Genomic DNA, 13,290 nt, shown 5'->3' on the forward strand with positions numbered 1-13,290 from the left:
AGGATCGGGCGTTGGTGACCTCCTAATATGACATTCCTCATTCTCATTCCCCTCCTTCCTCTGATGGCTGTTCTGGTTCTCGTGCTGGGGAAACCCTGGCTTGGAGAGCAAGGTCATAGGATCGGCATTCCTGCGATGGCGCTCTCCTTTGCTTTCTCCGCCGTCGCGTTTGCTCGAGTGGCATCAGACGGGGCTTTCTCCATTCCACTCTACCGGCTGTTCAAATCGGGAGACCTGGTTGTAGATTTGGGTCTCTACGTCGACCAGCTCACGGTCTTGCTTCTGCTCTTGGTGACTGGTGTGAGCAGCGTGGTGCATGTGTATGCGTCACGTTATATGATCGGTGATCCCCGGTATAACCGTTTCTTTGCGGTCATCGCGCTATTTACGTTTTCGATGATCTTGCTGGTTATGAGCAATAATCTGCTCATGCTATTTGTGTCCTGGGAGATAATGGGAATTTGTTCTTACTTGTTAATTTCTCATTGGGGGGAGCGGCAATCATCGGCTCAGGCGGCGACCAAGGCCTTTCTTGTAAATTCGGTCGCCGATGTGGGCTTAGGATTTGGAGTTATTCTGACCTATTCCACTTTTGGAACACTGGATATTCCGACGATTTTAGGGGAAGCTTCATCCATACAGGGAAATACCGTCAACCTGTTCGGCTGGCTAGGGCTGGACGTGCCCGTTCATATTCTCACGCTCATTACACTTTTTCTTTTCTTGGGAGCCATGGGAAAGTCCGCACAGGTGCCGTTCCATGTCTGGCTCCCCTTTGCCATGGAGGCGCCCACCCCTGTTTCCGCATTGATTCACGCCGCGACCATGGTGAATGCCGGCCCATTTTTGTTGGTGCGCATGAGTCCCCTCGTGATGCTTTCGCCAGAAGCCATGACCGTCATTGCATTGATCGGAGGGGTGACCGCACTGTTTGCAACCCTTGTTTCCCTGACTCAGGTGGATATTAAGCGCATGCTGGCGTTTTCCACCATTGGTCAAATCGGTTTCATGATCATGACCTGCGGAGTCGGAGCCTTTGTTATCTCTATTTTTCATATGCTGGCCCATGGATGTTTGAAAGGATTTTTATTTCTATCGACGGGAAATGCACTTCGTTCCGTTGGTTCCCATGGAAATGCGTCTTCGTTGCATGTTCCTCATGGGTCATCAATGCGTTCTATGGGGCCCTTAGTGTTAGGCGCTTTGCTGTTGGCCTGTCTTCCGCCGTTCCTCATCTTTTTCGGGCCCTATGAGCAATTATGGATGATTCAACCGGGATCCTCCGCCCAATGGACATTCTGGATTTTGGGATTTCTAACGGTATTTTTTTCTGCCATGTATGTCATGCGTGGTGTCCTGGTCTTGTTTGGTCAACCCCATTCGATAGGTTATGGAAGTGAAATGGGGAGACAGGCCATCCAGGCTCGCTTCTTTTCCCCCATCCATGTACTGGGAATTTTGGCTGTCATGGGAATTTTTGGAAGCCTGTTGCTGGTCTTGTGGAGTTGGTTTTCGGGATTTCTGTCCCCTGTCGTGGGACATCGGATGGCTCAGATTCCAAAGGAAACTTCGAGTGAGACGGGCTTACAACTTCTTATGGCATTTGCTGTGGCTGCACTCGGTATCGCGGTTGGGTACTTTTCCGTGACAAAATTTTCGGGTTCCTGGTTCCAACAATCGGAAATGAGCAAGCGATGGTACGTCCACTTTCTGAATAAATTGTATTTCGATGAAATATATGAGGCGTATGTTGTGGTCCCCACTCTCCGGTTGGCCCGATGGCTCTGGCGGGTTGTCGACCGGAATGTGTTTGACGCCCTGATCATGGGAATCGCAAATGTGTCGGTGTTGGCGGCGAAGTGGATGTGGCGTGTGGTGGACCTTCGGGGCATTGACGGGCTGGTCGTAGGTTTGGGGCGGAATAGCGTCGGGATAGCCGGTTGGCTCTGGCGGGTGGTGGACCTTCGCGGTGTCGATCGGGTCGTCGTGGGTATCGGCCAACGGAGCCTAGGTATCGCCAACTGGCTATGGAAAAGAATCGAGATCAAGGTTCTCGACAAGAATGTGGTCCGTGCCGGGAATCAAGCCGCGAGCACAGGGAATATGGTGCAGGAACTAGAACCTCGCACGTTACAGCACCATTTACTGGTCATGATTTTCTGGCTGATTGTGGGGATTGGGTTGTTGTTTTGGTTTGTCGTGTGATTCCGCAGATAGCTTGTCAGTGATTCATGGGTAACGAACACGAACGGCAATTCACACTCGGAGTGTGTGAAACACGAGAGGGCGTCTTTCATGTCCTGGATGTACCATGACCGGCATGTCATGAAGGGGAGACTATGAATACCATCTTCACTGAACATCTTTTGAGTATCATGATTGCGATGCCGTTTTTGGGCATTGGGATCATTGCGTGTATTCAGGATCAGGAATGGATTCGGCGCGTGGCTCTGGGGTGTACGCTGGGTGACGCTGTTCTGGCACTTGTGCTGCTGAGAGAATTTGATTTTTCCACTCAAGGCATGCAGTTCGTGGAGCGGATGGCATGGATGCCGACCTTTAACATTCAATATGCTGTCGGAGTGGATGGTATTAGTCTTCTTCTGGTTTTACTTACGACTCTGCTCTGTCCCTTTTGCGTCCTGTGCTCATGGAAGTCAATTACCACTCGTGTACGCTCCTTCATGGCCATGATTCTGTTGGTCGAAGGGGCCATGATTGTGGTGTTTACCGCTTTGGACCTGTTTTTGTTTTTCATGTTGTGGGAAGTCACGATGATTCCTATGTATTTTATGATCATTCTGTGGGGTGGCCCCCAACGTATAGCAGCCGGCATCAAATTCGTTCTGTACAGTTTGTCAGGCAGCCTGATCTTACTCTTGGCGATACTCGGATTGTACGTGGAAGGGGGGCGGACATTTGATATTTTAGCATTGGCGGAGAACACCTATTCCCCCGACGCCCAGTTTTGGATATTTTTGGCGTTTTTCCTGGCCTTTGCCATTAAATTACCCATGCTGCCGTTTCATACATGGCTACCGGATGCCCATTCCGAAGCTCCCACCGCTGGAAGCGTCCTGCTGGCTGGGGTGCTTTTGAAAATGGGTGGATATGGATTTTTACGATTTTGTCTCCCCATGTTTCCTGAAGCCTCAGTGACCTTTGCCCCGTTTATCTTGTGGTTATCCGTGGCGGCTATTGTGTATGGGGGGTATATGGCCTTGGCCCAGTCGGACCTGAAAAAGCTAGTGGCGTATTCGTCCATTTCGCATATGGGATTCGTGACATTGGGAATTTTCGTGTTCAATAACCATGGTATTCAAGGAGCCATCTTGCAGATGGTGAACCATGGAATTACCACAGGAGCCCTCTTTTTGGCTGTCGGTCAATTGTATGACCGGACCCATAGCCGGTCGATTCAGGATTACGGAGGATTGCAAAAATCGATGCCCCGGTTTGTAGCACTTTTTTGTTTGTTTTCAGTGGCATCCTTCGGACTTCCTGGTACATGCAATTTTATTGGAGAATTTTTGGTCTTGGTCGGAACGTCTTTTGAAAGCTATGTCATGGTGTTGTTGTCCATGGGGGGCATTGTTCTTGCGGCGGCGTATATGCTCTGGATGCTCCAACGGGTGGTATTGGGTCAACCAAAAAATTCGACCATTGCACAACTACCGGATCTGAATATGCGGGAGTTGGTCACGGTGATTCCTCTTGCGGTTTTAATTTTGGGGATCGGCTTGTACCCGTCACCACTTATGGAAATGATGGATTCGAGCGTCACGCACCTGACTCAGCATATGGCGCAGTACCAGCTGGGGATGATCCACGAGGTGTCCCTTCGGTGAAGGACGAAGCCGGCAATCGCGACAAAGACGATAGTTTCTCATGAGCTATGGCTTGGACAGCTCTCGGTGAGTGTGCACGAGAGATAACGATCAAACTTCTCTCATTCCCAATACCCCTCCGCGCCAACATTTTCTCTCTTCATCTTTCCGCATTGATTCCCTGCGAATTGAAACAGTGTCGGTGGTGCTCTTTGGGAATATTGACAGGTCATTCTGACCTCTTTGAGCAGCTTCTTCCTTGTTCCTGCAGGTTTTCTCAAGTGTCCTATCCAGAATGCCGAGAATAATTTTCACTACTCTCTCTGGTGGCGAACGCCTTCCGGTTACTAAGGTTGGCCATGGCACCCAGATGAGAAGATTGAAGTCATATAGGCCCAAATTTACCAATCAGTCTTGAATGCTCAGGTGTCATTGATAGGAGAGAACCTGGGGTGAGGAGAGGCGGTAAACGTGAAGGAGCAGGCACTATGAAACTGGGAAACACTTTACTTTTGGTAGTGGCATGTACGGTGGTGGTAGGGTGTGTGAGTCAACAATCACATGAACGTGCCCTCCAAGAATACGAAAAAAATCATGAGTCCACGATAGCGGAACTTGAACGCTTGCAGCAGGCTGTTGAAGAAAAGCAAACTGAAGTCCTGCAACTCCAAGATACGAAGACGGCCCTTGAGCATACCGTTGAAGTGCAAGATCAAATGAAGGAAGAACAATTAGCCGCGGTCCAACAAGAAGTGGAAGCGTTGTATACGCAAATCCGAAAACTCGTAAACTCGGAAGGAGGCGGTTCTTTGACCGATCCTCTTTTTGGAGGAGAGCCGCTGGATTTTCATGATTTGGCAGCCGCGCTCACAAAGGTCAGGTCGGGTTTAGACGGGCAAATCAGCCAGATGTCCCACCTTCGTGAACAGAATGGTCAGTTGGAAAAAGAACTTTCCGCGCTGGAGGCCCGGCTTAAAGAAGTGGAACGTTTAAAACATGAATTGGAATTGGTCCGAAAAGCTCGGGAGGCTCAGGAAGCGCAACTGGAGAAAGTCAAATATGAAGTACTCACAGTCGGAGAGGAGATTGATCGTATTACCAAGGCGCTTGAGGACAAATTTGGCAACAGTCTGGTGGTGACACAACACCATGATCGATTAGTCCTGACCATGCTGGGACAAGTTTTGTTTGAATCCGGTGAAGCAGACTTGACCCCTCTGGGCCTCAGGATTATGAAGCAGGTGGGCCAGGTGTTAGCGACCGTGCCGGGGAAAAATATTCAAGTTGAAGGCCACACGGACAATCACCGCATCTATGGACAACTACAAAAACAGTATCCCACTAATTGGGAACTTTCAACCGCACGCGCCACGACAGTGTTACGGTATCTGATTGAACAAACCGGAATGGATCCAAAACAATTTTCAGCGACGGGCTATGCCGATATGCGACCGGTGATGACGAATGAGACCGAAGAGGGAAGAGCTCAAAATCGTCGTGTGGAAATTGTCCTCTATCCGGAACGAGTGATTCAGGGCAATGAAACTGTGGCGACACTCGCCCAGTAATAAAAGGCGACGGCTACAACAACCAATCTGGCTTCAGAAATGATTTATCATTTCCTCCTCTCTTGTATCGAGCCATGGGTCAACCTTGCTGCAGAGACGCTGTTTCTTTTCCCTATCCTATTATCTAACCTCTCGAATCATTAATGTGCCGGCGGTTCTGTGGGATTGCCCGAGCTGCCCAAGCTATGGTGTTGGATGAGTCCGGTCTCGTATAAATAGGCTGTCGCGGGATCCAAGAAAAAATACACGGAAAACAGGCCGACACTTGCCATGGTCAACGTATAGGGAAGTGCCATCCATACCATTTTCCCATAGGATAAGCGGATAACCGGAGCCAGTGAGGAGGTTAATAAAAATAAAAATGCGGCTTGTCCGTTGGGAGTTGCCACACTGGGGATATTCGTGCCCGTATTGATGGCAACGGCCAAAAGATCAAATTGGTCGCGGGTAATGGTACCCGCCTGGAAGGCACGGAGCACTTCCTGAATGTAAACCGTCGCAACAAAAACATTGTCGCTGATGGCCGAAAGAACACCATTGGCCAGATAAAACATGCCGATTTGATGAGATCCTTGCAAACTTAATCCATACCCGATGATGCCGGAAAACAGATTCTGATCCTGGATGACCGCCACAATAGCGAAAAAGACGACGAGTAGAGCCGTGAAAGGAAGCGCTTCCTTAAACGCCTCTCCAAGTTGATGCTCTTCGATAATCCCGTTAAAGGCGGTAATAAATACGATCACCGTGAGTCCAATGATTCCCACCTCCGCCAAGTGAAAGGCTAAAGCGACAATCAGCCAAATGCCGGCAATCGCTTGAATAATAAGCTTGGCCGTGTCCCCGGCATCCCGTCGGTTCTGTTGTTCAGTTTCGAATTCCACCAAAATGAGGCGAACGGGATCCGGGAGTTGAAAGCCATAATCAAACCATCGTATTTTTTCAACAAACATACAGGTGCACAATCCCGTGACTAAGACTGGAAGTGTCACAGGGGCCATGCGCAAAAAGAATTCCACAAATTCCCAGCCCGCCTTGTCCGCGATCAATAAATTCTGGGGTTCCCCCACGAGAGTACAGACTCCCCCCAATGCTGTTCCCACCGCTCCATGCATTAATAAATTTCGGAGAAATCCTCGGAAGTTATCTAAATTTTCCCGGTGAAGCGAGCCGATTTCATGATCGCTTGTCGAATCATGAATGATTTGAGACGATTTGCCAGAGGCCACCCGGTGGTAAATGTTATAAAAACCCAAGGCGACGGCAATGATCACCGCCGTGACCGTCAAGGCATCGAGAAATGCCGAAAGGAAGGCACCCATGATGCAAAACAAGAGTCCCAACAAAATTTTTGAACGGACGCCTAATAAAATTTTCGTAAACAGAAATAAGAGCAGATCTTTCATGAAGTAGATCCCGGCCACCATGAAAATCAATAACAGGATCACCTGAAAATTATTGAGCGCTTCATGATAGACCGTAGCGGGTGTCGTCATCCCCAATAGGACGGCTTCAAGTGCGAGCAAGCCACCGGGTTGTAGCGGATAACTTTTGAGAGCCAGGGCCAGCGTAAAAATAAACTCCAGGATGAGGATCCATCCGGTGTAAAAGGACCCAATGCTCATCAACAAAATGGGATTGAGGATTAAGAATCCCAGAATGGTCAGCTTGTACCAGGTTGGGGTATGGTTCAGAAAATTCTGTATGAGCGCTTGAGGGACTGTTGTCTTCATTTCAGTTGGGTAACCTTTCGGACCGGTGGTCCCAGATAGAGTCTGACTGATTAAACCAATACGATTAGGGTCACTACACTGATTGGTGATCTTTCTCGCATCCAGGCCTTTAAAGGGGTGGGTGCAGGGCAGAGTGTCTCAGCTACACTATGAATGCGTTTTCCGAAACAGAGAAGGCGACGTTATCAAAAAACATACCTCATGAAGGTGTTGAATGTTTAGATTGAATTTCTGTGGGAGGGACATCGTACGGATGGGTGGATCCACCTATATGAGCGGCGTGGCGTAATGCATCCAACCGAAGAGGGTATCGATGCTCAGGTGGGACCTTATCGAGCACCCCGAGTCCGTTGAGAACTCGAGCGACTCCCGGACGCATACCCACAAAAAAGACATCCTGCTGATGAGTTTTCACCATCACCAGCATGTCTTCGATGGCTAACGCAGCGGTTCCGTCTATGGAAGGTACCGATGTGAGATCGAGAATCACGCTGGAAAAGGTATTGAAACTTTTTACCGATTCTAAGCGACGAACCATGTCTTTAGCTGATCCGAAGCTCATCGGCCCGTTCACATGAATCATGATAATGCGCTCGCGGTTTCGGTCCAGGATGCGTTGCTCCTCCTTCGACAGCGGTGTTTCTTTCGAGGCGCCCGTGATTACACTGAGGTTTTCAAGTTCCAGATCGGCCATTCGCTTCACGAACATCACGCTGGCTAAAACCACGCCAATGCCCACCGCCGTGATGAGGTCGACCAACACCGTGACGGACAAAACCACAATCATCACCAGAACCTCGGTTCGTGGAGCTTGCGCCATATGTTTCAGGAATCGCCAATCGATAATATCGATTCCGACCTTGATAAGCAGACCGGCGAGAACCGCAAGTGGAATTTTTTCAGCCAGAGGGCCTAAGCCAAGCAGAGTGCCGAGAAGGACGACCGCCATAAACATGCCAGAAAGAGGTGTGCGGCCTCCGGTTCGGATGTTTGCCACGGATCGCATGGTGGCGCCGGCTCCAGGAAGGCCTCCGAAAAACCCCGAAGCCATATTGCCAATGCCCTGCCCGATCAATTCACGGTTGGAGTCATGTTGGGTCCGTGTCATATTGTCACACACGAGAGAAGTCAGTAGGCTATCAATTGTTCCCAATAATGCCAGGACGAGGGCTTCTTCAACCATTACGACAAGAGCATTGGTATGCATGGTCGGCCAAATCGGCGCGGGAAATCCTGTAGGAATATCCCCGATAACCGGAAGGGTTGGAAAGAACATCTCAGCGACCATCGTTCCAACGATGAGAGCCAACAACACCGGGGGAAGGCGTTTGCCGATGGAGGGTGGAGTGAGATAGACAATGGCTAATGTGAGAGACCCCACCAACATGGCGGGGAGAGAAAACGATGCGAGGAACTCGGGCATGGCCATGAGGTTGGCCACGACTTTGGACTTTGCTTCCAAACCGAGAAAGGGGGCAACCTGAAGAATGAGAATAATTCCTCCGATGCCGCTCATGAATCCTGAAATGACCGGATAGGGGACCAAGGTGATATACCGACCAAACCCCATCAGTCCAAATAAGACTTGGAAGGCCCCGCCGAGGATGACAGCGGTAAATGCCAATGCCGGTTCATCGGCAAAGTTCAAGATGATGCCGGCCATCACCACGGTCATCGGACCGGTCGGTCCTGAGGCCTGTGCAGGAGTCCCGCCGAAGAGGGCTGCGAAAAACCCCACGAAAATAGCTCCATACAGACCGGCAATTGCCCCGAGTCCGGATGTCACTCCGAAGGCCAAGGCTAACGGTAAGGCCACGACCGCGGCCACTAAACCACCATACAGGTCTCCCCGTATGTTATTGAAATGAAGGCCATGAACCCATGAAAGCACTGGAGAAGTAGCAGCCATTTTTCAGGAGGGAGGGGGTAGATTCGAATGATAGGTCACAAAAGCTGCCAGGAAAAGATACCCCACGTGCATGTCGTTGGTTACCAATCAATCAGGCCGAAATTAATTGACGAGACCATCGATTATCCATTAAGACTTTGCTTGGTGGTCCGCTGGATGAATTGGCCAATTTGAAGACCAATGGAGGCAAACATGGCCAACAATTCTTCGTCGGGCTTTTGAATATCTCTGTGGAAAAATTCGATGACGCCAACGATTTCAGTTCCCGATTTCATGGGGAAGGCAAATCCGGAATGGAGCCCTTCTCGTGCGGCAGCAGCCGCGCGCGGGAAATTCGGGTCGGATACCACATCGGTAATCCATGACGGTTTGCCGCTTTTCCAAACCCGACCGGGTAATCCCACTCCCCGTGCAAACGTGATTGATTGGGAGGCCTGCCGAAAGGCATCGAGGTTTAAGTGAGGGGAATGCCAGACATTGAGACAACGCATGACCTGTTGTGAGGAGTCCAGTGTCCAAATAGCTCCGAGATCCCATCCTAAATTGTCACCAATGGCTTCCAGGATAAGGGAAGCCGCCTGAGTCATTCCAGCAGATTCCGCGAGAACATTGGTTAAACTGTGATGCGTGGCCAGTCGACGTTCCTTATGCTCCCGTTCAATATACTGACCGATTTGAAAACCGATATTCGAAAGCCGTTGAAGCAACATATCGTCCGCTTCTTCCGGGAATGAGGAGAAAAATTCGAGTACCGCTCTCGTATTCTCAGCCAGGCAAATGGGAATAGCGAATCCGGCGTGAAGTCCCATTTCCAGAGCCGTCTGGCTTCTAGGATCTTTGGGGTAATCGGCAAGGTCCTTGATCCAGAGAGGGCTTCGAGTGGCCCACACCTGCCCCGCCAGTCCTTCAGCAGGCGTGAGCGCCCAACCGGAGTGTGCTGATGACATGGCTTGAGCTTGAGGAGAGTCCGAGGGCCAAATGAGGGCCGCTCCCAGGGCCTGTCGCTGATAGTCCATTCGCCAGAGGATGCCCACCTTCCAATCCAGCGTGTGGCAAATGGCTTGGAGAATTTGAGGATATGTCTCTGTAATGCTAGACGCGGTGGTCAGGATGTCTGCGATAACATCATGCAAGGCCAGGCGTCGTTCCGCACGCTTACGATCAGTAATGTCAATGCCAAACCCAATGAGGCCCGGTTGGTCGCCTTCCAATTTGCACAGACAATTTAAAAACCACCAGGGCTTCCCCTGCAGGATTCCATTGCTTTCGTAAAACACTGAATTGGCCAGAGTGCCTTCCTTGACCTGATTTTTTATCTGATCGGGTGGCTCCAAGGGAATACGGCCGATGGCGGCCAATTCCTTTAAGCCGAAACGAGCCAGGCCGCGACCGAAGGAATCATGCATGACCCCTTCCTGATCGATCCGAAATGCCACGGCCGGCATATTCGACAATATGCCGGTCAGCATGGAACTCTGGTCACGAGTCGCTTCGTCAGCCTCTCTCACCTGCATGGCTAACAGGGCGGTCGACCAAATCGCAAATAAGGCAATCGACCGATTTGTTATACCTATCCATGGTTCAGCCCCGGACGGTGAAAAATAAAACCCGATGACTGTTAAAAAAGTACAGAGTCCTGCCAGACGCAATGGATCATTTTTATCTGGAGACCGGAGGGCAATCAGGACGCAAGCGACATAAGGGACCGCTTCGGCCACTCCCATAGGAAGAAAGAGGTCCACGACGAAGACTACTGTAGCCACAAGCAAGGCTAAAGCTAAAACCTGCCCCCTATTTTTTTGAGGGCGTTCAACCGAGTTTTGAAGGGACAACGGACTTGGCATGGGGTCTTATGGGAATACATGAAAAGGGGAATACGACACAAATATCCCCCCCGCATTCAGTGACATTACTTCGGGAACACGATACGAAAAGCACACCGGTGAGTGCAAGAGGAGTCAGCGGAAAATGATGGCCTAATACATCAGTCGAGAGCGCATACCTGGACGAAGGCATGCTGTGAACGAAAGAAAATCTATATGTGAACGGGGAAGGGGGGAAATGGCTCCAAAGGCTCGACGGCATTTTTCCTCTTATGGCAAGATGACAAGTGGAGGTATGATAGGCCCTACGCGTATGAGTTCCACATCTCCTCACGTCCATATCTTTCATGTTGCCGGGTTGGATGACCGTGACCGTGGGTTTAATCGGCAAATCCATGTCATTCCTTGTGAAGGAGGATTCCAGGCCAGGCTCCGCTATGAATCGCTTCAGATAGATATCGATCCCGTTCCTACGGAAGACCAGGTCCTACAAGCTCTCATTGCCATATTGCAGGAGAGGGGCTTTCGGCAATTACGAACCCAACGCATCTTTATTGGTGAGCAGTATCTTGGGAATCAGGAGCTGTGGGTGGAGTATCCTGATCCTGAGGCTCCTCTTGAAGCGAAGAAAACATGGGTGGACTGGATCCGACAGATCGTTGGGCAGTCTTTTCGCTCATAGGACTCCACCTAGCACAAGACAAACGGTGTGTTCGTGAGGATAGTCTATCGAGGTGTTCGTATGCAGGGATTATGTGGATCCGGCCAGAGTGCGCAGACCTCCGACTCCGGATTCTGTGGAAGAGGCAGAGGGAAAGTAGCTGATGATTCGACGAGGATTGAGGCATTCCCTGATTTTGGCAGAAAGGTCAGCGGGTCGAATGGCACTGACAATAGAGAGCGACTCATCCTCTTCGGACAGGTTCAAAATAATCGGTACATCCGAAGAGGTGTGCTCATCATAGACCAGAATGACCGGCCTGAGCCTGTTCGCGAGATTCACGCTGGTGACGATTCCAATCTTCTGATTACTCAAGTTAACCAGTGAGCCTGGAGGGTAGACACCCAACTGACTGATTAACGAGACGACCACGTCGTGCCATAGTCTATGCCGGCATTTGACGTATAAATAGGATAGGGCCTCTGAGGGAATGAGGGATTTGGCTGGGTCCGGGTGATGGCACAATTCATCGTACTCATCCACCACCATGACAATTTTGGCGAATTTACTGATTTGATCGTCTTTTTTTCCTGTTGGGAACCCTGACCCGTTGAGGCGTTCATGATGTTGGCGAATCACGTCAATCGCTTCATAAGGGAAATTAGGCAATTTTTCGGCCAACTCCACGCCGTATTTCGGATGCGTACTCAAAAAGTTCTTCCGTTCGGCAGCAGACATCGACCCTTTTCGTAATAATTGCTCTGCCGGAAACTTGAGTTCGCCAATGTCATGGAAAAGAGCTCCGAGAGCCAGTTTTTCAGCGTCTTCACGCGATAATCCTAAATCCTGCCCGACCATGAGAGATAATGAACAGACATTGAGCGCATGTAGAAAAAATTCCTCATTCGGTTCGTTGGAACCGATGAGGTTCAACAGTGCTCTCGAGTTGTCAGCGATATCGAGAATCTCATAAAGCTCTCCGACAATTTTCTGGGCCGTTCGGAGTCCTCGAGGTCGACCGGTGATCACATCCTGCATGACCTGTTTGGCTTCTTGCACCACCTCCTGAAATTGACCACCAACTGCTTGCAAATGTTCCTGGTAGACCTGGAAGGCTTGGTGTTGGGCGAATTTTCGTTGTATAGGATCTTCCGGAGTTGCTTCCTCCTCTGAGGAATCGTGGGGGGTGATGGCCTCAGATTCGTTTGAAGGTTCTTCATCCTGTTCTACGGGGCTTTGAACCTTCTTCCGGTCAAGCGCCATGGTGTGGTCGGGAGGAATCCCTTCCGGGTCTGAACGATCTGGATCGAAATACAACTTGACCTTCGTGAGTCCACGAAGTGTTTCGAGATTCTGTGCCGATTCGATTTTGAATGAATTGGTTGGAAACGGATGACTGAACCAGGATCCCTCAATCTTGATGTACAATCCCAGTCGCAGAGCGGTTGGATGAAGTGGTACGAAAGACATGTTAACTCTCGATTTTAGTCATACGTCATGATCGGGTTTGTCTGACAATTGAGACCTTTGGTTGTGTGTGGTCATGGGGCAAAGAATATGCAGAATATCTGCCCCGTTGTGGGCTGTTTTTCTACAACAGTGTTGCTACTGACTTTGTCGGAAGGAAGGAATGTTAAATTAAGGGGAGGTCCGGGAAAAACGTAACAAAGAAATGCGGATGGAGTGCAATGGGCTATGAGGGAAGTTGATGCAGGTCATTTATCCCGCGTTACCAAGGGGTCATTACATCCACGCATCAATCAGACTCG

The 13,290-nt window shown here is 50.1% G+C and carries 8 protein-coding genes; 4 read left to right on the forward strand and 4 right to left on the reverse strand.

Going from position 1 to position 13,290, the window contains the following annotated elements:
- The first annotated feature begins 27 nt into the window (after window positions 1–27).
- The 3 genes from PQG83_RS16945 to PQG83_RS16955 all read left to right on the forward strand — a co-directional run bounded on the left by PQG83_RS16945 (window position 28) and on the right by PQG83_RS16955 (window position 5,395).
- The gene (locus tag PQG83_RS16945; RefSeq protein ID WP_312743580.1) at window positions 28–2,205 is read left to right on the forward strand and encodes an NADH-quinone oxidoreductase subunit 5 family protein; all 2,178 of its coding nucleotides are present in this window, start codon (window positions 28–30) and stop codon (window positions 2,203–2,205) included.
- Window positions 2,206–2,339: 134 nt separating this feature from the next.
- Window positions 2,340–3,848: a complex I subunit 4 family protein gene (locus PQG83_RS16950; protein ID WP_312743582.1), complete on the forward strand. Its 1,509-nt coding sequence runs from the start codon at window positions 2,340–2,342 to the stop codon at window positions 3,846–3,848.
- Window positions 3,849–4,315: 467 nt separating this feature from the next.
- Entirely contained in the window at window positions 4,316–5,395 is a 1,080-nt protein-coding gene (locus PQG83_RS16955; protein WP_312743584.1) for an OmpA family protein, read from the forward strand.
- Window positions 5,396–5,535: 140 nt separating this feature from the next.
- On the opposite strand, the gene nhaB is transcribed toward PQG83_RS16955, so the two are convergent.
- From nhaB to PQG83_RS16970, 3 genes are all read right to left on the reverse strand, one after another.
- Window positions 5,536–7,128, reverse strand: coding sequence for a sodium/proton antiporter NhaB (gene nhaB, locus PQG83_RS16960; protein ID WP_312743586.1), 1,593 nt, complete (start codon window positions 7,126–7,128; stop codon window positions 5,536–5,538).
- 199 nt (window positions 7,129–7,327) lie between these two features.
- A complete protein-coding gene (locus PQG83_RS16965; protein ID WP_312743588.1) occupies window positions 7,328–9,037 on the reverse strand; it encodes a SulP family inorganic anion transporter in 1,710 nt (569 codons plus the stop codon).
- Between the two features lie 122 nt (window positions 9,038–9,159).
- Window positions 9,160–10,881, reverse strand: a complete 1,722-nt coding sequence (locus PQG83_RS16970; protein WP_312743590.1) for a GAF domain-containing protein — start codon at window positions 10,879–10,881, stop codon at window positions 9,160–9,162.
- Window positions 10,882–11,173: 292 nt separating this feature from the next.
- On the opposite strand from PQG83_RS16970, the gene PQG83_RS16975 reads away from it, so the two are divergent.
- Window positions 11,174–11,542: a hypothetical protein gene (locus PQG83_RS16975; protein ID WP_312743593.1), complete on the forward strand. Its 369-nt coding sequence runs from the start codon at window positions 11,174–11,176 to the stop codon at window positions 11,540–11,542.
- Between the two features lie 69 nt (window positions 11,543–11,611).
- Here the strand turns inward: PQG83_RS16975 and PQG83_RS16980 are convergent, their stop codons facing one another.
- Window positions 11,612–12,991, reverse strand: a complete 1,380-nt coding sequence (locus PQG83_RS16980; protein WP_312743596.1) for a cyclic di-GMP phosphodiesterase — start codon at window positions 12,989–12,991, stop codon at window positions 11,612–11,614.
- Between the last annotated feature and the right edge of the window lie 299 nt (window positions 12,992–13,290).

Source organism: Candidatus Nitrospira neomarina, from assembly GCF_032051675.1.
GTDB classification, from domain to species: Bacteria; Nitrospirota; Nitrospiria; order Nitrospirales; family UBA8639; genus Nitrospira_E; species Nitrospira_E neomarina.

Bases quoted from the DNA above. Each gene is read 5' to 3' on its own strand.
- PQG83_RS16945 (WP_312743580.1), top strand. From the start codon at position 28: ATGACATTCCTCATTCTCATTCCCCTCCTTCCTCTGATGGCTGTTCTG.
- PQG83_RS16950 (WP_312743582.1), top strand. From the start codon at position 2,340: ATGAATACCATCTTCACTGAACATCTTTTGAGTATCATGATTGCGATG.
- PQG83_RS16955 (WP_312743584.1), top strand. From the start codon at position 4,316: ATGAAACTGGGAAACACTTTACTTTTGGTAGTGGCATGTACGGTGGTG.
- nhaB (WP_312743586.1), bottom strand. From the start codon at position 7,128: ATGAAGACAACAGTCCCTCAAGCGCTCATACAGAATTTTCTGAACCAT.
- PQG83_RS16965 (WP_312743588.1), bottom strand. From the start codon at position 9,037: ATGGCTGCTACTTCTCCAGTGCTTTCATGGGTTCATGGCCTTCATTTC.
- PQG83_RS16970 (WP_312743590.1), bottom strand. From the start codon at position 10,881: ATGCCAAGTCCGTTGTCCCTTCAAAACTCGGTTGAACGCCCTCAAAAA.
- PQG83_RS16975 (WP_312743593.1), top strand. From the start codon at position 11,174: ATGAGTTCCACATCTCCTCACGTCCATATCTTTCATGTTGCCGGGTTG.
- PQG83_RS16980 (WP_312743596.1), bottom strand. From the start codon at position 12,991: ATGTCTTTCGTACCACTTCATCCAACCGCTCTGCGACTGGGATTGTAC.